This is a genomic window from Ralstonia pickettii, assembly GCF_001699815.1.
Taxonomy (GTDB): Bacteria; Pseudomonadota; Gammaproteobacteria; order Burkholderiales; family Burkholderiaceae; genus Ralstonia; species Ralstonia thomasii.
This window is the reverse complement of the sequence record NZ_MCGB01000097.1, coordinates 171894-193563: the sequence shown is the minus strand read 5'-3', so window position 1 is coordinate 193563 and position 21670 is coordinate 171894. Positions and strand designations below refer to the sequence as shown.

Here is a 21670-nt window from a genome sequence, read left to right as displayed (position 1 = left end):
CTTGGGCGGTCATCGTACCGCCCAATTTTTATAGGAGTTTCTATGGGCGCAGGTCACTCACACGACCATCCCGGTGGCAACGAGCGATCGCTCAAGATCGCCCTTGCGCTGACCGGTACGTTCCTGATTGCCGAAGTGGTCGGTGGTGTCATGACGAAGAGCCTGGCGTTGATCTCCGACGCCGCGCACATGCTCACGGACACCGTCGCACTGGCCATCGCACTGGCTGCTATTGCGATCGCCAAGCGACCCGCGGACAAGAAGCGGACATTTGGCTACTACCGTTTTGAGATTCTTGCCGCGGCCTTTAACGCATTGCTGCTGTTCGGTGTGGCTATCTACATCCTGTACGAAGCCTACCTGCGGCTGAAATCGCCACCTCAGATTGAGTCAACCGGCATGTTCGTCGTGGCTGTGCTGGGCCTGATCATCAATCTCATCAGCATGCGCATGCTGTCCTCCGGGCAAAGCAGCAGCCTGAACGTGAAGGGTGCTTATCTGGAAGTCTGGAGCGATCTGCTCGGGTCGGTTGGCGTCATCGCCGGTGCGATCATCATCCGCTTCACGGGCTGGGCGTGGGTCGACTCCGCCATTGCGGTGCTGATCGGCCTCTGGGTACTGCCTCGCACTTGGATCCTGCTGAAGTCGAGCCTGAATGTGCTGCTCGAAGGCGTACCCGATGACGTGGATCTGGCAGAGGTTGAGAAGCAAATTCTGGCGACGCCCGGGGTAAAAAGCTTCCATGACCTCCACATCTGGGCACTTACCAGCGGCAAGGCGAGCTTGACGGTTCATGTCGTGAATGACACGGCCGTCAACCCGGAAATGGAAGTGCTACCGGAATTGAAGCAGATGCTGGCTGACAAATTCGATATCACGCACGTGACCATTCAGTTCGAACTGGCACCATGCGAACAAGCGGATGCAGCTCAGCATTTCAATGCATCGCCAGCACTGGTCGGATCGAAGTCGCTTGCTGCAGGAGGAAACTAAGGTGCGGGTACTTGTTGTAGAAGACGAACCGCGTACTGCGGAGTATTTGCAGAAGGGATTGTCGGAGTCGGGTTTCGTGGTCGACATCGCGAACAATGGTGGCGATGGGCTCCACATGGCGGAAGAGACCGACTACGACGTCATCATCCTGGACGTCATGCTGCCAGGTATGGACGGGTGGACGGCCATCAAGTCCATTCGATCCAAGTCCGAGACACCCGTACTGTTTCTGACGGCGCTGGATGATGTGGCGGATCGTGTCAGAGGCTTCGAGTTGGGGGCAGACGATTACCTGGTCAAGCCCTTCGCCTTTGCCGAGCTCCTTGCCCGTATCCGGCGTTGCTTGCGCCAAAGCACCTCGAAGGAGTCCGAGCGATTGCGCATTGCCGATCTGGACATCGACGTGCTTGGAAGGCGGGTATTCCGGGGAACTACCCGCATTGAATTGACGAATCAGGAGTTCTCGCTGTTGCACCTGCTCATGCGCCGGAGAGGGGAGGTGCTGTCGCGAACCACGATCGCGTCCCAGGTCTGGGACGTCAACTTCGACACGGATACCAATGTCGTTGACGTCGCGATCCGGCGCCTGAGATCCAAGGTGGATGATCCCTTCGATCAAAAGCTGATCCATACCGTACGGGGAATGGGCTATGTCCTCGACCCAGAGCGCGGCCGGTGACGGAATGAGGCCCGGGACTTCGATAACCCCGCTGTCACTGACGAGGCGGCTTGGGCTCTTCTTTGCATTGGTACTGTCTATCGCGCTGGCCAGCATGGGCGCCTTTGCTTACTACTCGCTCGCCGCGCAACTCGAGGCCAGAGACGATGAGGTTGTAAAGGGAAAACTCGAACAGGTCGAGCATTTCTTGCGCGAGGTGGACGGGGTGCAGGGCGTCCCGGCGGCGCAGCATCGCTTCGATGATCTGGTGCGAGGTTACTCGGACCTCATCGTTCGCGTCACGGCGCTGGATGGCCGGCTTTTGTTTCGCACGGGCAACGATGCATTGCTGGAAGGCACTGACCAAGCGGCGGTCACGGGAAAGTCATCGCTCATGTTCCAGTCCGCCGATGCGGTGTTGGGGCGAGACGGTACGCGGGCGACGGTGTTCGTGGCGAAGTCTGGCGAGGACAGGAAGCAGGTGACTGCGCGATTCCGGACGACGCTCGTGCTTGGTACCACCGTCGGTGTGATATTGACGGCCCTGGTGGGGGCGGCCATTACGCGCCGTGAGCTGGAGCCGGCGCACGTACTTATCAAGCAGATCAACCGGATCAGTGTGGAACGGCTGAGCTACCGGGTGGACATGCCACCCAAGCCCACCGAAGTGCGTGATATCGCCTCTGCGTTCAATGCGATGCTGCAACGCCTCGAGGATGGTTATCAGAAGCTGTCGCGGTTCTCCGCCGATCTTGCCCATGATTTGCGCACGCCGCTTAACAACCTCATTGGACATGCCGAGGTCGCCTTGTCACGAGACCGCACCGGGCCCGAGTATGTCGCCTTGGTGGAGGAAAGCCTGGTCGAATACCAGCGACTTGCGAGGATGATCGATGCGATGTTGTTCCTCGCGCGAGCTGACAGTGCCAATGTGGCGCTCGAGTTGACGGAACTCCAGTTGAATGCAGAACTTCGCAAGTTGTCCGCCTACTTTTCGGTGCTTGCAGAGGAGCGAAGCGTCGTAATCAGGGTAAGCGGGGATGCCACCCTGGTCGCTGATGCCATTCTGTTCCAGCGTGCGATCAACAATGTTCTGTCAAATGCGGTCCGTCATGCGTGGCCGAATTCGATGATAGATCTGGTGGTGCGCCGCGAAGCGGCACATTGTTGCATCGACATCACGAACGTTGGAGACCCAATCCCGGAGCGGGAACTTTCCCTCATCTTTGATCGGTTCTTCCGTGGGGATAGGGCGAGATCCAACTCGTCACAGTCCACGGGGCTGGGCCTGGCCATCGTCCTGTCGATCATGGAGCTCCATGGCGGCGACGCGTCAGCCGTGAGCGGCTTGGATGGGAAGACACGCTTTACATTGCGCTTCCCGCTCAACGGTGCTGAAGCCTCAGCGCGGGTTTCGGTGGGTAGGCCGAGTCAGGACCGACCAGTCGTTGGGTAGAGTGGTGCAATGAGCCCGATTGCCTATTTGTAATCGCCGGGCAAGGCTGCAGCATGCGTACAATTTATACACTCGTTTTCATAGATCAACGAAGTCTCTAGAAGATGACTATGAAAACGAAGAAACACGCCTTGCTGTTTGCGGCGTTGCTGTTGGGTGGGATGTCGGCTTCGTATGCTTTGGAAATGACCGGGTTGAAACCGGGCGTGCCTGCGTCGACGGCGACGGCGCAGGCGATGGCGAAGCGTCACGCGACCTTGTATGGCGATCCAGCCGGCCAATCTCAGGCCAGTCGCATTATCGACGTGAAGCCAGGGATGCGGTATGTCAACGTGGACTCTGGCGAGACGGTGGCGTTTCGGGCCGGCGAGAAGATCGTCGCATGGACCTTCGCCCAGATGGTCAGGGATACGAGTGTGGACCTTGGCTTGTTGATGCCGGATCTGCCGGGTAGCGCTGGCGTGCGCGTCTATATTGATAGAAGCGACCTCTTCACAGGTGGCTGAACGTTGCTGAACCGGTGAACTACAGGCCCCGCACAATGCGGGGCCTTTTTCATCGTCATTGGCGTCGGTTCTGCCGCTTAGCAATACACGAGGCGATGGGAAGTTGTAGCACGCGCCACCGCATCATGAACGGCACCGGATTGACGCCGATGGAGGGAAAAAAAGCTTGCCCTCCGGGGAGGGCAAGCTTCGGAAGCTTTCGCCATCGGGATAAAGCGAAAGAGCACCAAGAGCCAAGCAACTGACGGGTGCCTGGCTCCCCCACAGAGGTCGGTCTGAGTTTCAGGGACGGCTTGCGTCAAATTCCGCGTGCGCCATCGGTGAACACATCACGCGGCCCAATACGCGAGCCGTCGGTAAATACGTCACGCTGGCCGAGGCGTGCGCCGTCGGTGAACACGTCGCGCTTGTCGATGCGTGCACCGCCGGCGTAAATGTCGTTGACTGCGGCGCGTCCGCCGTCGGTGTAGGGGTCGCGGGGACGGTGGATCTGGCCATCAGGGGTAGCAGCGATGGCGGAGCCGGCGGCAGCAATCGTGAGGGCAGCAGCAATCAGGGCAGTGTGAATCGTCTTCATGGAATCTCTCCGGAGTCAATGTTTGTGAGTCTCTAATCGCTCACCGTGTTCACAGTCTAGCTACCGGACCTGCTCCACTGAATTACCCGCGTATTACGATCCTGTCATAAAAAAATGCCTCCCGGTTGGGAGGCACAAACTCTCTTGAATTAACAAGAAAGTGTCGATTCTTTTGAGCTCGCTCAGAACTTGTGGCGTACGCCTACGACGACGCCGGTCTGATCCTTGCCAGGGACAACGTTGGTCGGGCTGCCGGTCGTCGAGTTGTAGCCGTTCATGCCCAGCTGCGAGTTGCCGCGGTTCAGTGCATAACCGACGTTCATATACACATCGGTACGCTTCGAGAAAGCGTAATCTGCCGAGGCAACGAACAGGAACGGGTCTGCGCCAGAATTGCGGCTGTCCGTGTAGTAGGCGGCGCCGGTCAGCGTCAGTGCGGGCGTCAGGCCATAGCGCAGGCCGGCCCAGTAAATGTTAGAACCGTTCGTCGGCAGCGCACCGACATTGCCGTTGTACCAGCGATAACCAATAAATGCCTTAGCCGGTCCGAAAGCGTAGCTCGCGCCAATTAGAGCGCGGCGGTCCTTGCGGTCGGCCGTGGCGACGGTGCTGCCCTGGATCTCGTCGTACACCGCGCCGACAGCGAGGGCGCCGGTTTCATACATGAGCGATACGCCCATGTTTCGATCGACCTTGTAGTTCCCCGGCACTTCGCCGCCGCCGGTGCGGCTAAAGCTGTAGAGGCCGGTGACCGTCAGGCCACTGAAGATGCCACGGTACTTGATAGCATTGTCAGCGCGACCCGCCAAGACGTCATCCATCTTGAAGAGCGAGTAGCGCGGCGCGAAGCCCATCGGGTCGAGTTGCAGCGTGGTGTCATACATTGGTGTCGTTTGACGACCCAACGTGGGGTCGTCTCAGAAAACGGAAAATAAAGCACGCTAAGGCATAGCCGAACCTGCCAAGCTTGCTCCACCCTGTAGTGACGCGATCAGCGGGCAGGAAACGTTCCCCCTTCGCGCATGGCAGGCGCACACCAACTCAGACAGCACGGCCTCCATGCGCGCCAGGTCAGCCATTTTCTCGCGCACGTCCTTGAGCTTGTGCTCGGCCAGACTGCTGGCTTCCTCGCAATGGGTGCCATCCTCCAGCCGCAGCAGCTCGGCGATCTCATCCAGGCTGAAGCCCAGCCGCTGGGCTGATTTCACGAAGCGCACCCGCGTTACATCCGCCTCGCCATAGCGGCGGATGCTGCCATAGGGCTTGTCAGGCTCCAGCAACAAGCCCTTGCGCTGATAGAAACGGATGGTCTCCACATTGACCCCGGCCGCCTTGGCGAAAACGCCAATGGTCAGGTTCTCCAAATTGTTTTCCATATCGCTTGACTCCGTACATGAGTACGGAAGTAAGGTTACGCTATCCAATTTCAATTCGAAAGGACAAGCGCATGTCTGAACCAAAAACCGGGCGCGGCGCGCTCTTCACTGGAGGGCTTGCCGCCATCCTCGCCTCGGCTTGCTGCCTCGGGCCGTTGGTTCTGATCGCCTTGGGGTTCAGCGGCGCTTGGATCGGCAACTTGGCGGTGTTGGAACCCTATCGCCCCATCTTTATCGGCGTGGCGCTGGTGGCGTTGTTCTTCGCCTGGCGGCGCATCTACCGGCAGGCAGCGGCCTGCAAACCGGGTGAGGTCTGCGCGATTCCCCAAGTGCGAGCTACTTACAAGCTCATTTTCTGGATCGTGGCCGCGCTGGTTCTGGTCGCGCTCGGATTTCCCTACGTCATGCCATTTTTCTACTGATCGGAGTTCACCATGAAGAAACTGTTTGCCTCCCTCGCCCTCGCCGCCGTTGTTGCCCCCGTCTGGGCCGCCACCCAGACCGTCACGCTGTCCGTACCGGGCATGACCTGCTCCGCCTGCCCGATCACTGTCAAGAAGGCGATTTCCAAGGTCGAAGGCGTCAGCAAAGTTGACGTGACTTTCGAGACACGCCAAGCGGTCGTCACCTTCGACGATGCCAAGACCAGCGTGCAGAAGCTGACCAAGGCAACCGCAGACGCGGGCTATCCGTCCAGCGTCAAGCAGTGAGTCACTGAAAACGGCACCGCAGCACAACGGACGTCATTGTCTGGCGCCACAAACGATAAAGGATCTGTTGCATGACCCATCTAAAAATCACCGGCATGACTTGCGACTCGTGCGCGGCGCACGTCAAGGAAGCGCTGGAAAAAGTGCCAGGCGTGCAGTCGGCGCTGGTGTCCTATCCGAAGGGCACAGCGCAACTCGCCATCGTGCCGGGCACATCGCCGGACGCGCTGACTGCCGCCGTGGCCGGACTGGGCTACAAGGCAACGCTAGCCGATGCGCCACTGGCGGACAACCGCGTCGGACTGCTCGACAAGGTGCGGGGATGGATGGCCGCCGCCGAAAAGCACAGTGGCAACGAGCCCCCGGTGCAGGTAGCGGTCATTGGCAGCGGTGGAGCCGCGATGGCGGCGGCGCTGAAGGCCGTCGAGCAAGGCGCGCAGGTCACGCTGATCGAGCGCGGCACCATCGGCGGCACCTGCGTCAATGTCGGCTGTGTGCCGTCCAAGATCATGATCCGCGCCGCCCACATCGCCCATCTGCGCCGGGAAAGCCCGTTCGATGGCGGTATTGCGGCAACTGTGCCTACGATTGACCGCAGTAAGCTGCTGGCCCAGCAGCAGGCCCGCGTCGACGAACTGCGGCACGCCAAGTACGAAGGCATCCTGGGCGGTAATCCGGCCATCACCGTTGTGCACGGTGAGGCGCGCTTCAAGGACGACCAGAGCCTTACCGTCCGTTTGAACGAGGGTGGCGAGCGCGTCGTGATGTTCGACCGCTGCCTGGTCGCCACGGGTGCCAGCCCGGCGGTCCCGCCGATTCCGGGCTTGAAAGAGTCACCCTACTGGACTTCCACCGAGGCCCTGGCGAGCGACACCATTCCCGAACGCCTTGCCGTAATCGGCTCGTCGGTGGTGGCGCTGGAGCTGGCGCAAGCCTTTGCCCGGCTGGGCAGCAAGGTCACGGTCCTGGCGCGCAATACCTTGTTCTTCCGTGAAGACCCGGCCATCGGCGAGGCGGTGACAGCCGCTTTCCGTGCCGAGGGCATCGAGGTGCTGGAGCACACGCAAGCCAGCCAGGTCGCCCATATGGACGGTGAATTCGTGCTGACCACCACGCACGGTGAATTGCGCGCCGACAAACTGCTGGTTGCCACCGGTCGGACACCGAACACGCGCAGCCTCGCGCTGGACGCAGCGGGGGTCACTGTCAATGCGCAAGGTGCCATCGTCATCGACCAAGGCATGCGCACGAGCAACCCGAACATCTACGCGGCCGGCGACTGCACCGACCAGCCGCAGTTCGTCTATGTGGCGGCAGCGGCCGGCACCCGTGCCGCGATCAACATGACCGGCGGCGATGCGGCGCTCGACCTGACCGCAATGCCGGCCGTGGTGTTCACCGATCCGCAAGTGGCGACCGTGGGCTACAGCGAGGCGGAAGCCCACCACGACGGGATCGAGACCGACAGCCGCACCTTGACCTTGGACAACGTGCCGCGTGCGCTCGCCAACTTCGACACACGCGGCTTCATCAAGTTGGTTATCGAGGAAGGCAGCCATCGGCTGATCGGCGTACAGGCGGTCGCGCCGGAAGCGGGTGAACTGATCCAGACGGCGGCTCTGGCCATTCGCAACCGCATGACGGTGCAGGAACTGGCCGACCAGTTGTTCCCCTACCTGACGATGGTCGAGGGGTTGAAGCTCGCGGCGCAGACCTTCAACAAGGATGTGAAGCAGCTTTCCTGCTGCGCCGGGTGAGAAAAAGGAGGTGTTCAATGAACGCCTACACGGTGTCCCGGCTGGCTCTTGATGCCGGGGTGAGCGTGCATATCGTGCGCGACTACCTGCTGCGCGGATTGCTGCGCCCGGTGGCGTGCACACCAGGCGGCTACGGCTTGTTCGATGACGCCGCCTTGCAACGGCTGTGCTTCGTGCGGGCGGCCTTCGAGGCGGGCATCGGCCTCGACGCGCTGGCGCGGCTGTGCCGGGCGCTGGATGCGGCGGACGGCGACGAAGCGGCCGCGCAGCTTGCCCTGCTGCGTCAGTTCGTCGAGCGTCGGCGCGAAGCGTTGGCCGATCTGGAAGTGCAGTTGGCCACCCTGCCGACCGAGCCGGCACAGCACGCGGAGAGTCTGCCATGAACAACCCCGAGCGCTTGCCGTCCGAGACGCACAAACCGATCACCGGCTACCTGTGGGGCGGACTGGCTGTGCTGACTTGCCCCTGCCACCTGCCCATCCTCGCTGTCGTGCTGGCCGGCACAACCGCCGGTGCTTTCCTCGGCGAGCATTGGGTCATCGCGGCGCTCGGTTTGACCGGCCTGTTCCTTCTGTCCCTGTCGCGGGCGTTGCGGGCATTCAGGGAAAGAGAATGAGCGCTTTCCGGCCGGATGGATGGACGACGCCGGAACTGGCCCAAGCGGTCGAGCGCGGGCAGCTTGAACTGCACTACCAGCCCGTCGTCGATCTGCGCAGTGGTGGGATTGTCGGCGCGGAAGCCCTGTTGCGCTGGCGTCATCCGACGCTTGGACTATTGCCACCGGGCCAGTTCCTGCCCGTGGTCGAATCGTCCGGCCTGATGCCTGAAATCGGCGCTTGGGTGCTGGGCGAAGCCTGCCGCCAGATGCGTGACTGGCGAATGCTGGCATGGCGACCGTTCCGGCTGGCCGTCAATGTTTCGGCGAGCCAAGTGGGACCGGACTTCGACGGGTGGGTAAAGGGCGTGCTGGCTGATGCCGAGTTGCCCGCCGAGTATCTCGAAATCGAGCTGACCGAATCGGTCGCGTTTGGTGATCCGGCGATCTTCCCCGCCCTGGACGCCTTGCGGCAGATCGGTGTGCGCTTCGCCGCCGATGACTTCGGGACGGGGTATTCCTGTCTGCAACATCTGAAGTGCTGCCCAATCAGCACGCTCAAGATCGACCAATCGTTTGTCGCCGGGCTCGCCAACGACCGCCGCGACCAAACCATCGTGCACACCGTGATTCAGCTTGCGCACGGGCTGGGCATGGATGTGGTGGCTGAAGGCGTGGAAACATCGGCGAGTCTTGATCTATTGCGACAAGCGGACTGCGACACAGGACAAGGCTTCCTGTTCGCGAAGCCAATGCCGGCGGCGGCATTCGCCGTCTTCGTCAGTCAATGGAGGGGTGCCACCATGAATGCAAGTGACTCGACCACCACCAGTTGCTGCGTGTGCTGCAAGGAAATCCCGCTCGATGCCGCCTTCACCCCGGAAGGCGCGGAATACGTCGAGCACTTCTGCGGGTTGGAGTGTTATCAACGCTTCGAAGCGCGTGCCAAGACAGGGAACGAAACCGATGCCGATCCGAACGCCTGCGACTCGCTACCGTCAGATTGAGGCATACCCTAACTTGGCGTCAGACCATCCGGCGCTAAATCGTCAGAATAGAGTTGCCTTCCGAATTGATTGACATACGCCGTCAAGGGTCATAGATTTCTTCCTGACACATTTCCCTCAGGAGGATACCTTGCACGGTCAGCGCATCGGTTACGTCCGCGTCAGCAGCTTCGACCAGAACCCAGAACGGCAGCTCGAACAGATCCAGGTGGATAAAGTGTTCACCGACAAGGCGTCGGGCAAGGACACACGGCGGCCCGAACTGGAACGGCTGCTCGCCTTCGTGCGCGAAGGCGACACGGTCGTGGTGCACAGCATGGATCGTCTGGCGCGCAACCTCGACGACCTGCGCCGCCTGGTGCAGGGGTCTCCTCGTTTTCAGTGCAATAAGTGACGGTACGAAAAGCTAGCACTGGCGCGGAGGTGGTGTTGGTAGATCGTTGATTTCATTGACTTTCCTGTTCACTTTCAAATCTGCGATTCGTGGCGTCAAACCGTGGTCGGTTTCATCCATTGGTGCCAGTTATCGATGCATTTGGCCGCGAAGGCAGGATTTGGTCAGCATAGCGGTCAACCGGGAAGCGAAACACACCCCGCAAGTTGATGCTCTCCAGCCTGGTGGGCGCAATCTTCCCGATCAGTTCCGGTGGAATGACCTGGCGGCGGTTCGACCAGCGATCCAGGACCGCCTGCATCTGTGAGGTATTCCACGCCATCACGATGTTGGCCATCAGGCTCAACGCATCGGCCACAGCCTGCATTTCATCGACACGTTTGGCCTGCGCCGGGCTGATCCGGCCGGTATAAATGGCGCGCTTGAGGGCGTTAACAGCCTCGCCCCGATTGAGCACCCGGCGCAACTCGTTCCTGAAAGCGTCCTTGACAAAGTAGTCAGCCAAAAACGCCGTACGCAGCAACCGCCCCAATTGCACGCCAGCCTCATAGATTGGATCGCCCTGGGCGGCAGAACCGAACCGCGCAAGAGCTGCCACCGCACTGGCATGTCCGCTCATGACCGAGGCTGCCAGGTGCACCAGACTATCCCAATGCTTTTCGATCAAAGCGACGTCGACATTGGCTTCGCACACCGCAGCGATTTCTGCGGGCACTTTGGTGCCGCGTGGCACAAAGAGGTGGCGCTGTTTGAGTTCCTTCAACCGCGGGCAAAGATCAAAACCAAGCAAACGGGCATGTGACATGGCAAAGTCGGTGTAGCCATGGGTATCCACAGCAAGCTGGCTGGTCTCCAGCTTTTCTTGGCGGATGACACCTTCAATGGCCACGCCCGCCTGGCGCTCATTGAGCACAAAGGGCTGCGCATGGAAGATGCCCCACCGGTCTTTTACATGGGAGTAGATTCCAATGGAAGGTGTGTTGCGCCGAGGATCAAGCCGGGCTTGCCACACCCGTTTGGTGGTCTCCATGGTCATCATGTCAGAAGATGCCAAATCGGACCGCCCCCAGGTGGCGGCAATCGGGTGTCGCTGCATGAATTCCAGCACAGCCTGGCAGGCCTGGCTCAGACGCCGTTCGTCCCGCGCCCAGCGCATGGCCTGGCGAATGCTGGTGGCAGACAATTGCGGAATCATGCGCGCGCATTCGACCGCAGTCAGACTGGTGCCGTGGGCCATGATGCCGGCATAGACCATCAGCAGCTCGTCGGTAGAGCGCGGCTCACGTCCGAGCATGATCCAGCTAAAGCGCACCTGGGCGTCAACGGCCAGAATCACTTCCGGCAATTGAACCTCACCGATGCGGTGATCCAAAGCCGCGCGCAGCTTGGTCACTTCTGGGTCTTCGTCCTCTGCGGGCAATGGCGACAAATGGAGTTCATCATCCACGCGCAGTACGCCACTGCGGGCTGCAGCGGCCACCGCATCGACACCGGCAGTTACTCTGGCCAGCAAAGGCTTCAAGAAAGTGGCAGCCTTGCTGGGTAACGATAGACGGGCATAGTGTTTCTTGGACTCTGCCTGCCAACGCTCGTCCGTGAAGAACAAGCGCGCACGACCCCGAAAGCTCAGGCTGTGCTCAATCCAGACCGAGCCATTGCGCACCGCGCGGCGCAGGGCAAACAGGGTGGCCACCTCCAACGCCTGAAACGCCCGTTCCCGGTCTGGGCTGGAGATCGAAACCTGCCAGATCATTCCCAGACTTGGTGCCACCACTTCAACTGGCAGCTTTCTGGATCCTTTGAGATATAAAGCTTGCAGCTTGGCAAGGTACTCGATGGCAGGATGCTCGCCGGTGGCCTGCCAGGGCAGCTTTGCAATGGCGACGAGCAACGACCGCACGGGGCGAATTCCATCAATCAATCCCTCGCGGACCAGGGAGGCCCTGCTCGGTGGTTTGCGTTTCTGGGTTTCGGTGATCAAGGCTTCAAGACGGGCACGCAACTCAGCATCTGGCACCGCACCTTGCGCGCTCAAGGCAACAAGTTCGCCGAGCAGCGTTTTGTACATTGCGGCCCAATTGACGGTAGCGGGGACATCGGCGGCAGCCTGACGCCACAGATCGGCGATCCGGCGCTGCACCATAAGGATCAACTGGTCTGTGGTGGTGAACAGGCAATACCGAAGAAAGCATGCGACCTCCACGGTGCGCGCTGGCTCTTTGATCTTGGCTCCGGCTGAGGGCGGCCTGGAGACAAGTCGGCGCGCGTAGCGGCGCAAGATGAGATCGGGGATGTCTGCCAGGTGCTTATGAACGTCCAGCGTGTAAAGCAGGTCGATGCGCTCCAGTACCTCGCTGATTTGGCGGGTTGAGTGTTTCGCCGGTGCAGCCCATAGCCAACTCTGCTGGGTTTGTCCATCTGGGCGCAGCTCTGAAACTGAGGCTCGCCAGCGATCAAGTGTTGCTGGATCAACGCTGGCGGCGATGGCGGTGCCTGTTTCAACTTCAAGCTGGGCAAGTGCCGCCGCAATCAGTGTCCGAATTGCCCGCTCGTGCACGATCACCAGCTTGTTCTTGTACAGCCATTGACGCGCCCGCACGAGTAGCTGATCGCGGTCGGCGCAGCGCGCCACTTCGTCGCGCAGTTCACGTACCAGTGAGCGGCGCTGGTGCTCGCTCATCCACTGGAATCCAAGGACCGTGCAGGCTACTTGTTGGTGATCGAATAGCGTGCGCCCGCGTTCATACATGGCTCTCAGCGAGGCGACTTCTGGTGCTGCAATGCCAAGCTCGTTGCCAAGGTGGCGCCACAAGGCTACTGGAATTACCCGAAAGGCACCGAGCAAACGCCCACTCATGCGCAGGAAACCAATATGGAGCGCCAGACCAAGCTTGTGGGAATCACCTCGGCGTGCATTGATTGCGTCGCGCTCGGCACCATCGAAGGTGAAAAATGCCTTCATCTCGAAGTCGCTGATATCGCGGGGGAGCCCACGCATCCCCAAAAACGTTGTGTGCCAACCCTGCATCGTGAACCTCAAAAGTGGGAGGCCACCATACCCGTTTACAAAGCGAACAGGAAAGTCAATGAAATCAACGGTCTACCCAGACCACCCCCGCGCCAGTGCTAGCTTTGCGTACCGTCACTTATTGCACTGAAAACGAGGAGACCCCGAAAGCGGCACCGTCGAAATCGAATCCAAGCGCGTCATCGGGACACGCCTGCGGATCAGCAAGCCAGAGGAATGTCGCGTGCGGATCAATGAAGCGCTGAATCAGCCAGGCGCAGGCGATGCGGTCAATCCAAATATGTCGCCGTGTTGCCCAGCGGCGTCCCTGGTACTGGGCGGGATCCCTGGGAACGATGCCCATGTCCGCCGCGTGCGGCTCACCTGGCGAGAGAACCCGACCGGCCCCGCGCTGAAATGCGTCCCAGCTCGCGGACACTCGGTTGGACGCGTCGTTGGGAAAAAAGTCGACGGCACGAATGGCGTTGATGGCGCGTTGGTAACGGTCAAGCAAGCGCCGGACTTCGGCGGCATTGCTTTGCGCAAGAGCGGCGCCGCTTTGATCGATGTCCGCCTGCAACTGGGCGTAGTCCGGCGAGCGGTCGAACAACAGTGCAAAGGCGCGCTCCTGCTCCCCATCGGCGCTGACAGCCAAGAGCCAAGCCTCTCCCTGGTGACGACGCACATCCGTGGCCAACAGGTTCAGCCGCTCGGCGCGTTCGGGGGACGCAGGAAGCAAGTAGGCGCCATCGCGCAGCGTGGCGCAGCCAAGCGCATTCACGGCGCGCCATAACCGCATGCGAGCGGTGGTGCTGCCAGCGGGCAGCGTAACGAGAAGGAGGAGCCAGGGAGCAGCGAGGTATGTCATCGCTGCAAGCGTAGGCCTTCGTAGCGTGTTCTACAACTGTGTAGAGATCATTACAGGCGTTACCAATGCCGCATTGCGATGGCCGAGTTCGATAGACGTTCCCCGGTGGGCGTCATCAATGTTCTACAAGACGGTCAAGGTTTGTAGAGCCTAGCGGGGCTCCGAGCCATTCTCGCCAAAATACGAACGGCACAGTATGCTTATCATAATAGCCATTTCGGTGCGCTAAACTGGCGCCCATGAAATCGCGCCTGACCCTACCGAACTCCGCATCTGCCGCCAGCACGGGTATGGATACGGCCTCCGCCGATGCTTCCACGGCATTCCCCGATGCCGCCTCCCTGGCCGCGCTGCGTGCCTGGCATGCCGGCCTCAGCTCCCGGCAAGCCGTGGCGCAATACCTGGGAGAGGAGAGGGCGCGCGGCCAATCCTCGCGCGCCGTGCTGGGCCGCATTCGCCGCCGGCTCGCCTCGCTGGCACGCGAGCGCGGCCGCGACGATCTGGCCGCGTTGTTCGAGATACCGGCGTCGGCGCGGGTGGCGCAGGGCAGGGCGGCCGACCGTGCTATTGAGGTCTTGCGCACGCTGCCCACGCCACAGCCAGCGATCACCGACGACATCAGTCGCTGGCTGCCGGCTCGCGCCGTCGCTGCCTTGCGCGCCCACGGCATCGAGACGCTGGCGGCGCTGACGGTGCGCGTGCCCAGGCGTCGACGCTGGTGGGCAACCATCCCCGGGCTGGGCGCTACCGGTGCCAGACAGATCGAGGCGTTCTTCGCCGCGCATCCTGAGCTGACCGAGCGGGCCCGCGCGCTGATCGTGCAGGAGCGGCGCAGCAGCGTCGTGCCGTGGGAGCAACTACGCTTGCCCCATCAGGTCGACGGCTCCGAAGGGCGCTTTCGCGCCCCGCGCGCGACGTGCACCTTGACCGCGGACAACGACTACGAGGCGGTGCAGGCCTGGCTGGCACTGCACGAGTCGCCGGCCACTCATCGCACCTACCGCAAGGAAGCGGAACGGCTGATGCTGTGGGCCATCGTCGAGCGTCAGCGGCCGCTGTCGTCGTTGACCACCGAAGACGCCGTGGCCTACCGCACCTTCCTGCGGCGGCCCATGCCGCGAGAGCGGTGGGTCGGGCCGCCACGCCCGCGCTCGTCGCCGGACTGGCGGCCGTTCACCGGTGCGCTGGCCGCACGCTCGGTCGCCCATGCGCTGTCGATCCTTGGGGCGATGTTCCGCTGGCTGGTCGAGCAACGCTACGTGCTGGCCAATCCCTTCGCCGGCATCAAGGTGCGCGGCGGCGGCCGCACCGCGGCGCTGGACAATTCGCGCGCCTTTACCGACGGTGAATGGAAGTTAGTGCGGACCATTGCTGACGGGCTCGAATGGTCCCACGGCTGGGAGGCCGCCGCGGCGCAGCGCCTGCGCTTCGTGCTGGATTTTGCCTATGCGACCGGGCTACGCCCCAGCGAGCTGGTAGGAGCCACGCTCGGGGATGTCTGGACCGACGCGCAAGGCGACGAATGGCTCAAGCTGACCGGCAAGGGCGGCCGCAGCGGCAACGTGGCAATGCCCCCGTTGGCGCGACGGGCGGTGGAGCGCTACCTGACGGAACGCGGACTGCCCATCAGTCGGCGTTTGTGGCGCCCCGAGGTTCGCCTGGTCGGTGATCTGGGCGGCGAGCCCGAGATCGGCATCTCGAGCACGCGGCTATGGCATGTGGTGAAGCGGTTCTTCAAGCTGGCTGCGGATGTCATTGGTGCGGACCATCCCGCGGCCGCGGACAAGCTGCGCCGCGCCAGTCCACACTGGATGCGCCATACGCACGCCACACACGCGCTAGGAAGCGGCGCGGAACTGACCATCGTTCGAGACAACCTGCGGCATGCGTCCGTGTCGACGACGTCGGTCTATCTGCATAGCGATGAAGTCAAACGGGCCCGGCAGATCGGAGAGGCATTTGGGGCCAAATGACACCCGCAAGGGCGTCCACAGCGGGCTGTACGGACGAACAAGGCGTCATCGGAACTGCCAGCATCCGAAAGGTGAGCGCCTAGGGGGCGGGTAACAAATTTATGCAAAAACGGGTAACAAACTTCTGCAAATTAACGCACTTTGCGCCAAGCGGATGATCTGGGTTCTGTGTTTTGACATAATACTTGTTATGTGATCCATAGTGCACAAATGCGGTTTCATTGCGAATGCTGCGTCCACGTGACGCGCGGCCGCAATCTGTGCTTGAATCGGCACCTGATTGCCCAGGAACCGACCTTCCATGACCAGCTACAAAGACATCGTCAAACAGATTGCCGCCCTCCAGAAGGAAGCTGACGCTCTCAGGCAGCAGGAAATGCAAGCGGCAATCGTGGATATTCGCGAGAAGATCGATCTGTACGGGCTCACGGCATTGGATCTCGGCTTCAAGGGCGATGGCACGGCGAGAAGCAAGCCCCCGGCCAAATACCGGGATGAGGCGGGTAATTCCTGGACGGGACGTGGCAAGAGGCCGGGATGGCTGGTTGCCCATCTGAGTGCTGGCCGCCAGATCGAAGAGTTTCTGACCGCCTAATGTGATCTGGCTGCCGAATGACGTGGGCGCCGGCACCGCCTTCTCGTTGACAAGGGCTTCTTCGCGGCTAGCTTGGTCCAAGAAGACATATGCCCTCCCCTGTGGAGGCGGGGTTTCGGCGAAGCCGAGATGTGGTCGAAGCTGTACTTCAGTATATAGCAGGCCGTAAATTGCGATGGACACACTTTGGCTGAACAATCCGGAACGCGCTTACGCTGATTGGCAGGAGCGGGAGGCCGAAGGCGTCGACGGCCAGCACTTCTCTGCACGCTCGCGTGCCCAGCATCAGGCGATGTTCGAGAAGTTCCTGCGCTACCTTCGCGAGACGGGCCGCGACCTGGCCAACTACGGAGATGAGCACGTAGCGGCATTTTGTGAATCGGTCGGCGCCCGATCGGCCGCGACAAGGATGCGGTACCTGAAGCTCCTTGACCGCGTCGGCCGGCAACTCGTGCGCGCCGATGTACGCGTGTCAAATCCGGCTTCGGAGCAGTTGCGCACGGGCCATTGGCCTGATGAGGATCAGCCCCTGTTCCTCCCCGAAGACAAGGACGCACTGCTCCAGGCCTACACGCAGCCGGCGCCCGATGACGGATTGCGAGAAATCCGAGGGCGTGCGGTCGTAGCGCTCTACCTGGCGACCGGCGTGACACTGTCGGAAGGCATTGCCACTGAGCTTGATGACCTGCAGCTCGATGCCACTCTGCCCTACCTGCACATCAAAGCGAAGGCGGCGCGCGGTGCTCGAACGGTCCCCATCACACCATTCGCAATACCGGCGTTGCGGACGTGGCTCACCCGACGGGCAGCAGAGGGTACCCAGGGCCGAGCCTTGCTCACTTTGCACACTGACGGGGCGCGGATCAATGAGGCTAGTGTCGGGCGAATCGTTAAAGCCGCACTGACCACGATCGATTTCGTTGCACCCGATATGAGCCCGCGCGTCCTGCGCAATACGGTCTGCCGGCGCCTGCTCCTCGATGGCGTCGACTATGTCGAAGTGAACCGAATCCTGGGGCTCTCCAGCGTTCGCACTGTCGATCGGATTGCCGCGACCATTGAGCGCTGAACAGTCCGCCGATTCGCCAGACATCGAACTGGCATTGTTGGTCGAGAATACCGCCGCCTACCCGCACCCCACCGACGACCACCGGAGGCGGCCGAATCATCAGTTCGGGCGAAACTCCATGGTCGCCAGCCTCTCATAGGCTGGCCCCTCCGCCGGCGACCGACTGACAAACAGAGAGACGCTGCCGAACTGCAGGTGCGCGCCATCGAGCGCCCGGGCGGCATTGTCCACCGCGGCCAAGCATCGCGCAGATGCCGCATGTACGCCAACTCTCGCGAGCGTGACATGCGGGTGAAATGCTCGAGTTTCCGCGCGATAGCCGGCCGCGCGCGCGCGGGCCTCCAAGCGCGTCGCCATATCCTGCGCCCATATGGCGTACTTCGCGGTGACCACGATCACACGGGGGTGCGCTGGCGCTGGCCAGATTGCAACGCCGTCGATCGGCAGTGGCGCTGCATCCCGGGCGAGCACGTCGAACTGCTGCAGCGTGCGCTTCCAGTGCTGCACCTGATCCTCAGGCGTTGCCCCCAAGAAGCGTAGCGTTGCGTGCCATTGTTCCGGGGGTAGCCAACGCGCCCCACTCCAGTGAACGTCCCGCAGACAGACCTGCGCGCGCCGCAAGACCGCAACCGTCTCGGGCGTGGGATCGAGCGCAATAAACAGACGGAAGTTGGACATGGCCAAGCTGCGAAAGCGTGCTGACACGAGGCGGCTTTGGGGCTAAAGCACGGCGCATTGACAACCGATTGCTCTTGTCAGAATAGGTCAGACAGGCAACGGAACGAAGGCGCTCCGTGCCCCCACCCTTGTAACCAGGATGCCCATGAAGCGATTTGCAGCCGCTCTTATTCTCATGCTCGCCGCCGGCGCCTCCAGTGGCATTACTGTTGCGTCCTACGGCGACAACTCGATTGCAAACACCGCCGATACCGTCGCTGATCTGATCCCCAATGACCTCGGCCAGGTGCTAGACGCCGCCGATCTGGTGATCGTCGTCGAGTACGACTCCACCGCGCTCGGGTCGGGTCTGGTCTGTCACGCCACGGCCGGCATCAGCCTTCGCCCCGAAAGCGACTCCACTGCGCGAGTGCCAGCGCTGCGGGCGGTCCACACTGTGCTCAAGCGTGATGTCGTGCCGGATGATGCGACATCCAGGGGCAAGTGCACGGTTGAAGCTGTGCGGGCGGCTGTCAAAACGCTCACCGAATTCCCCGTTGAGGTGCTTCTGCGCGGCAGTAACGCGTCAGTCGCCGATCGGAGTCGACGGCAGCTAGCCAAACCTGCGTTGATCATCTGATCTGCACGCCCCGGTAGGCGGCCACAATACCCAAACGCATCCGCGTGTAGCGGTTGATTCCGGTTCGCGCGTTGATCGCGTGCCCACCGTTTGCGTTTGGTACGACCCGATGGCAGAATCGTCGTGGGCGCGCATCGCCGCCTGGGCTCCCAGCCCAAGTTTTGAGCGGCTTAAACTGGTACGCATTCACCTCTTCTTTCCGCGTCGCATGATTGTCAAGGCGGCGGACGCTAAACGCTCAACGTTCGCTGTGCTCTGAGAGACAACCATGGACCAGTTCTCCCGCTGGAGCGGCGTCGCGCACGCGCTCCTCGTCAAGCACGTACCCAAAATCAAGCTCGGCCAAGTGCATCAGCTTCTCGCTGCCTGTGTTGGCCATCGAACCTACGCGTCTTTGCGCGCTGCAGATCTCGCGACCCTGAATCAAACGCGGCCGCTCTATGTCCTGTTCGACGAAGATGCGGGGCTTGCCCGAGCGACAGACCTCGGACTTCCTGTGTCTCAAGCGCTGTGGCGAGAGGCCACAATGGCGCTTCGTCCAAGCGGTATTTCTCCGTTTTGGCTGACGACGATAAGTGGCATGCACCGTGCCGCAGAACTCACCTTCGAAGACACGTTCGATTCTCGGCTACATGACATGAAGCGATTGGCTGGTTTTCCAGACGGCCAAAGGGCAACTGCTTGCCGCTGTCATTCCGCCGAGAATGACGTTCCGGATAGTCTGAGATTTGATGTTGAAGGGGAAGTCTACGCATTCAATCAGGAAGAATCGCTCGCGGTACCGGTGATCGCTATCGTGGAGTATCCCAAAGTCGGCCGACGAATGTACGGGAATGGAGCTCTTGCTTCGGTCGAACAGCATGGAGAGCCGAGGACACGCGCACCGGATGAAGATGACGATGGCGGTGAGTTCTACTGGATGTCAGAAGGCTGATGGAGCGCTGACGGCTCTTAGATGCTCTTGACCCAGTCTTGAAGCTTCTGGCTCCGCTTCCAGCGGTCAAACCAGTTGGTCTCGCAAGCTACGCGCAATGTAGGCTCGAAAAAAAAGAGCCCCGAAGTTCGGGGCTCTTTCGCAACTGAGGCTATTCCGTTCAAGCAGCAGCAAGTTCAAGCTCTTGTTGGGCCTTGCCGGCATGTCGCCACGCCTCTTTCGCAGCAACCGGCAGCACGCCATACGCCACCGACGATGAAAGCACGGTCTGTATGTCGTACTCAAGAGTCCATCCCCGCCGATCCTTGAACGCGGTTCGGCGAGCAATTTCATCGTGCTCTGCGCGCTGCGAGTGTGAGAGTTGCAGGCAGCCGTACTGCCGGTACCAGCGGTAACCAGCAATCACTTGGCCTGGCGCCACACCTGCATCGTGCATCTGCAACAAACGGTCCAGTTCGAAATCCTCGATGAGAGCTGCGCTTTCTGCGTCAACACCAAATTGCGACGCTGTGACAGCGTCAAGGATATGCCGCCCCTTTGCGTCGATCACGAGCTGTGGCTCACATGCGGCTCCCTCTGTGAGCGCTGCGACATACGGGTCTCGCAAACCTGACCATTCGCTCCTGTTAGCCGAAGCATCCCAGTCGTCGCCGACGAAGAGGAACTTGGCCTCGGGTATCGCAGTGGCGGGCACCGGTGCAACATCGGGGATGTCGTAGCGAACGCCACGCTCAAACACGTCTCGAAAATCGGCCCATGCAGCAAACGGTTTGGCCAGCCCATTGAGAGACTGCATTGCATCAATCGCGATGATCATCTCACTGGTCAAAAGCTGGAACTTCGGTGGCTCGCCGGCGCGGCGCGAACGCTGTTGCTCGTCGAAGTCCAGTTGGAGCATGTACCGGAACATCTCACGCAGCATCCGTGGATGGTAGGTATCCGGTTGGACCTTGATGTAGCCAGCCCTGATCGTTCGGCCTATCCAATGCCTGCGGCTCCAGTCAAACCGAGTATTGCGGATGAACCTGTTGAGGCGCTGCAAGCCGGCCGCATAGGCATACCGCTCGTCGTACTCCACCATGTTGGCCAGGCTCTTGTCTTCAGCCATTTGGCAGACGTGACATCCAAGGCGAGCGCCGCACTTGCCCTGCTTGCGCGCACTTCCCTCAAGAATGGCGTCCGCAACCACTGCACAGCTTGTACCCACGGAGTGGGCGTAGATGCGCTTCGTGTCTTCGAAGTCGGAGTAGCCGGGCAGCTCCCCGCTGCTGTACAGCGCAATCGCCTCCCAAACGTCTTCGGTCGACCAATCCGAGATCGGACTGAGCACCAGCTCGCCTTCCTTGTTTCTGACCGGATGCTCATGAGACTCGCCGCGAGCGGTCATGTTGGCCGCCCGTCGGGCGCTCTCATCAAATCGCGTCCCGATGCACGTAACAAGCTCCGGAACACCAGCCTTCTCGATCGCCTTGAACAGCTTGCGACGATACGCAATGGCAGGCCGCAGTTTGAGATCGGTACTGCAATCGCCGTGAGTGCCGGGAAAACTCGGCAGGGCTCGACCGGACAACACCTTGACCTGGAACGTCGACGCCAGGGCGAGGGATGGCCGGGATTCGTAAAAAATCCGCCACATCCGATCTAAGGTGCTGATTTGAAAAGAAAATAGGTCATAGGATCAAGCGGTGGAGCGCGCCTCTATGGATTCAAGGGGCAACGTACACTTCAAAAACATACACCTTCGCAATTGGCCGTACGGCCACCGACCCTGCTCTCAGTGAGCCACACTGGTATCACCTGACGCCTGCGGTGCACGTTCCAGGGTGTCCGCCGAAATCAGTTTGCGCCCATACAGCATTCCCGGCACCAGCACGCTGGTTATCGAAACAAGACGCGCA

General features: G+C 61.1%; 22 protein-coding genes and 1 pseudogene. 16 read left to right on the top strand and 7 right to left on the bottom strand.

Annotated features, from left to right (window positions below; all coding sequences use genetic code 11):
* Positions 1–42: 42 nt before the first annotated feature.
* The 4 genes from BEK68_RS21745 to czcE all read left to right on the top strand — a co-directional run bounded on the left by BEK68_RS21745 (position 43) and on the right by czcE (position 3613).
* Entirely contained in the window at positions 43–993 is a 951-nt protein-coding gene (locus BEK68_RS21745) for a cation diffusion facilitator family transporter (protein WP_004635344.1), read from the top strand.
* Between the two features lies 1 nt (position 994).
* Positions 995–1672 (top strand): heavy metal homeostasis two-component system response regulator CzcR, encoded by a 678-nt coding sequence (gene czcR / locus BEK68_RS21740; RefSeq protein ID WP_065851891.1) that lies wholly within the window; start codon positions 995–997, stop codon positions 1670–1672.
* A 4-nt stretch (positions 1673–1676) separates the two neighbouring features.
* Positions 1677–3107, top strand: a complete 1431-nt coding sequence (gene czcS, locus BEK68_RS21735; protein WP_011229349.1) for a sensor histidine kinase CzcS — start codon at positions 1677–1679, stop codon at positions 3105–3107.
* Positions 3108–3211: 104 nt separating this feature from the next.
* Positions 3212–3613: a copper-binding periplasmic protein CzcE gene (gene czcE / locus BEK68_RS21730; protein ID WP_011514820.1), complete on the top strand. Its 402-nt coding sequence runs from the start codon at positions 3212–3214 to the stop codon at positions 3611–3613.
* Between the two features lie 298 nt (positions 3614–3911).
* Here czcE and BEK68_RS21725 read toward each other — a convergent pair whose 3' ends face one another.
* From BEK68_RS21725 to BEK68_RS21715, 3 genes are all read right to left on the bottom strand, one after another.
* Positions 3912–4190 (bottom strand): hypothetical protein, encoded by a 279-nt coding sequence (locus BEK68_RS21725; protein ID WP_008646716.1) that lies wholly within the window; start codon positions 4188–4190, stop codon positions 3912–3914.
* 182 nt (positions 4191–4372) lie between these two features.
* On the bottom strand, positions 4373–5095 hold the full coding sequence (locus tag BEK68_RS21720) for a porin (RefSeq protein WP_257983873.1): 723 nt from the start codon (positions 5093–5095) through the stop codon (positions 4373–4375).
* Between the two features lie 36 nt (positions 5096–5131).
* On the bottom strand, positions 5132–5566 hold the full coding sequence (locus tag BEK68_RS21715) for a mercury resistance transcriptional regulator MerR (protein ID WP_003131969.1): 435 nt from the start codon (positions 5564–5566) through the stop codon (positions 5132–5134).
* Between the two features lie 71 nt (positions 5567–5637).
* On the opposite strand from BEK68_RS21715, the gene merT reads away from it, so the two are divergent.
* The 7 genes and pseudogenes from merT to BEK68_RS21680 form a co-directional block, all read left to right on the top strand.
* Complete coding sequence (gene merT, locus BEK68_RS21710) at positions 5638–5988, top strand: mercuric ion transporter MerT (RefSeq protein ID WP_003131974.1); 351 nt, start codon at positions 5638–5640, stop codon at positions 5986–5988.
* A gap of 12 nt (positions 5989–6000) precedes the next feature.
* The gene (gene merP, locus BEK68_RS21705; protein ID WP_003131987.1) at positions 6001–6276 is read left to right on the top strand and encodes a mercury resistance system periplasmic binding protein MerP; all 276 of its coding nucleotides are present in this window, start codon (positions 6001–6003) and stop codon (positions 6274–6276) included.
* Positions 6277–6347: 71 nt separating this feature from the next.
* Entirely contained in the window at positions 6348–8033 is a 1686-nt protein-coding gene (gene merA / locus BEK68_RS21700; protein WP_003156770.1) for a mercury(II) reductase, read from the top strand.
* Between the two features lie 17 nt (positions 8034–8050).
* Positions 8051–8416 carry a mercury resistance co-regulator MerD gene (gene merD, locus BEK68_RS21695; RefSeq protein WP_000995360.1) on the top strand — a complete coding sequence of 122 codons (366 nt, stop codon included), beginning with the start codon at positions 8051–8053 and terminating at the stop codon, positions 8414–8416.
* Positions 8413–8649 carry a broad-spectrum mercury transporter MerE gene (gene merE, locus BEK68_RS21690; RefSeq protein ID WP_003132004.1) on the top strand — a complete coding sequence of 79 codons (237 nt, stop codon included), beginning with the start codon at positions 8413–8415 and terminating at the stop codon, positions 8647–8649. Before merD ends, merE begins: the two co-directional genes overlap by 4 nt.
* A complete protein-coding gene (locus BEK68_RS26300) occupies positions 8646–9635 on the top strand; it encodes a DUF3330 domain-containing protein (protein WP_003132006.1) in 990 nt (329 codons plus the stop codon). The genes merE and BEK68_RS26300 overlap by 4 nt, the downstream gene beginning before the upstream one ends.
* Before the next feature lie 130 nt (positions 9636–9765).
* Positions 9766–9999: pseudogene (locus BEK68_RS21680) on the top strand (recombinase family protein); the annotation flags it as partial.
* Between the two features lie 142 nt (positions 10000–10141).
* Here BEK68_RS21680 and BEK68_RS21675 read toward each other — a convergent pair.
* Positions 10142–13057 (bottom strand): Tn3-like element IS1071 family transposase, encoded by a 2916-nt coding sequence (locus tag BEK68_RS21675; protein ID WP_003158660.1) that lies wholly within the window; start codon positions 13055–13057, stop codon positions 10142–10144.
* A gap of 118 nt (positions 13058–13175) precedes the next feature.
* On the bottom strand, positions 13176–13835 hold the full coding sequence (locus tag BEK68_RS21670) for a chromate resistance protein ChrB domain-containing protein (RefSeq protein WP_065851889.1): 660 nt from the start codon (positions 13833–13835) through the stop codon (positions 13176–13178).
* 308 nt (positions 13836–14143) lie between these two features.
* Between BEK68_RS21670 and BEK68_RS21665 the strand changes: the two genes are divergently transcribed.
* The 3 genes from BEK68_RS21665 (at position 14144) to BEK68_RS21655 (ending at position 17541) form a co-directional block, all read left to right on the top strand.
* Positions 14144–15877 (top strand): phage integrase family protein, encoded by a 1734-nt coding sequence (locus BEK68_RS21665; RefSeq protein ID WP_081311600.1) that lies wholly within the window; start codon positions 14144–14146, stop codon positions 15875–15877.
* 301 nt (positions 15878–16178) lie between these two features.
* A complete protein-coding gene (locus BEK68_RS21660; protein WP_004635133.1) occupies positions 16179–16472 on the top strand; it encodes an H-NS family nucleoid-associated regulatory protein in 294 nt (97 codons plus the stop codon).
* A 175-nt stretch (positions 16473–16647) separates the two neighbouring features.
* Positions 16648–17541, top strand: coding sequence for a tyrosine-type recombinase/integrase (locus BEK68_RS21655; protein ID WP_012435763.1), 894 nt, complete (start codon positions 16648–16650; stop codon positions 17539–17541).
* Positions 17542–17640: 99 nt separating this feature from the next.
* Here BEK68_RS21655 and thpR read toward each other — a convergent pair whose 3' ends face one another.
* Entirely contained in the window at positions 17641–18219 is a 579-nt protein-coding gene (gene thpR, locus BEK68_RS21650) for an RNA 2',3'-cyclic phosphodiesterase (protein WP_024541917.1), read from the bottom strand.
* 145 nt (positions 18220–18364) lie between these two features.
* On the opposite strand from thpR, the gene BEK68_RS21645 reads away from it, so the two are divergent.
* Positions 18365–18838, top strand: a complete 474-nt coding sequence (locus BEK68_RS21645) for a hypothetical protein (RefSeq protein WP_012435761.1) — start codon at positions 18365–18367, stop codon at positions 18836–18838.
* A gap of 268 nt (positions 18839–19106) precedes the next feature.
* Positions 19107–19772, top strand: a complete 666-nt coding sequence (locus BEK68_RS25865) for a hypothetical protein (protein ID WP_012435760.1) — start codon at positions 19107–19109, stop codon at positions 19770–19772.
* 160 nt (positions 19773–19932) lie between these two features.
* Here the strand turns inward: BEK68_RS25865 and BEK68_RS21635 are convergent, their stop codons facing one another.
* Positions 19933–21408: a 3'-phosphoadenosine 5'-phosphosulfate sulfotransferase gene (locus BEK68_RS21635; RefSeq protein ID WP_065851887.1), complete on the bottom strand. Its 1476-nt coding sequence runs from the start codon at positions 21406–21408 to the stop codon at positions 19933–19935.
* Between the last annotated feature and the right edge of the window lie 262 nt (positions 21409–21670).

What these genes read in the sequence shown, in the direction of transcription:
- BEK68_RS21745 (WP_004635344.1), top strand. Translation starts at nt 43, where the DNA reads ATGGGCGCAGGTCACTCACACGACCATCCCGGTGGCAACGAGCGATCG.
- czcS (WP_011229349.1), top strand. Translation starts at nt 1,677, where the DNA reads ATGAGGCCCGGGACTTCGATAACCCCGCTGTCACTGACGAGGCGGCTT.
- czcE (WP_011514820.1), top strand. Translation starts at nt 3,212, where the DNA reads ATGACTATGAAAACGAAGAAACACGCCTTGCTGTTTGCGGCGTTGCTG.
- BEK68_RS21725 (WP_008646716.1), bottom strand. Translation starts at nt 4,190, where the DNA reads ATGAAGACGATTCACACTGCCCTGATTGCTGCTGCCCTCACGATTGCT.
- BEK68_RS21715 (WP_003131969.1), bottom strand. Translation starts at nt 5,566, where the DNA reads ATGGAAAACAATTTGGAGAACCTGACCATTGGCGTTTTCGCCAAGGCG.
- merT (WP_003131974.1), top strand. Translation starts at nt 5,638, where the DNA reads ATGTCTGAACCAAAAACCGGGCGCGGCGCGCTCTTCACTGGAGGGCTT.
- merP (WP_003131987.1), top strand. Translation starts at nt 6,001, where the DNA reads ATGAAGAAACTGTTTGCCTCCCTCGCCCTCGCCGCCGTTGTTGCCCCC.
- merA (WP_003156770.1), top strand. Translation starts at nt 6,348, where the DNA reads ATGACCCATCTAAAAATCACCGGCATGACTTGCGACTCGTGCGCGGCG.
- merD (WP_000995360.1), top strand. Translation starts at nt 8,051, where the DNA reads ATGAACGCCTACACGGTGTCCCGGCTGGCTCTTGATGCCGGGGTGAGC.
- merE (WP_003132004.1), top strand. Translation starts at nt 8,413, where the DNA reads ATGAACAACCCCGAGCGCTTGCCGTCCGAGACGCACAAACCGATCACC.
- BEK68_RS26300 (WP_003132006.1), top strand. Translation starts at nt 8,646, where the DNA reads ATGAGCGCTTTCCGGCCGGATGGATGGACGACGCCGGAACTGGCCCAA.
- BEK68_RS21675 (WP_003158660.1), bottom strand. Translation starts at nt 13,057, where the DNA reads ATGCAGGGTTGGCACACAACGTTTTTGGGGATGCGTGGGCTCCCCCGC.
- BEK68_RS21670 (WP_065851889.1), bottom strand. Translation starts at nt 13,835, where the DNA reads ATGCGGTTATGGCGCGCCGTGAATGCGCTTGGCTGCGCCACGCTGCGC.
- BEK68_RS21665 (WP_081311600.1), top strand. Translation starts at nt 14,144, where the DNA reads ATGAAATCGCGCCTGACCCTACCGAACTCCGCATCTGCCGCCAGCACG.
- BEK68_RS21660 (WP_004635133.1), top strand. Translation starts at nt 16,179, where the DNA reads ATGACCAGCTACAAAGACATCGTCAAACAGATTGCCGCCCTCCAGAAG.
- BEK68_RS21655 (WP_012435763.1), top strand. Translation starts at nt 16,648, where the DNA reads ATGGACACACTTTGGCTGAACAATCCGGAACGCGCTTACGCTGATTGG.
- thpR (WP_024541917.1), bottom strand. Translation starts at nt 18,219, where the DNA reads ATGTCCAACTTCCGTCTGTTTATTGCGCTCGATCCCACGCCCGAGACG.
- BEK68_RS21645 (WP_012435761.1), top strand. Translation starts at nt 18,365, where the DNA reads ATGAAGCGATTTGCAGCCGCTCTTATTCTCATGCTCGCCGCCGGCGCC.
- BEK68_RS25865 (WP_012435760.1), top strand. Translation starts at nt 19,107, where the DNA reads ATGGACCAGTTCTCCCGCTGGAGCGGCGTCGCGCACGCGCTCCTCGTC.
- BEK68_RS21635 (WP_065851887.1), bottom strand. Translation starts at nt 21,408, where the DNA reads ATGTGGCGGATTTTTTACGAATCCCGGCCATCCCTCGCCCTGGCGTCG.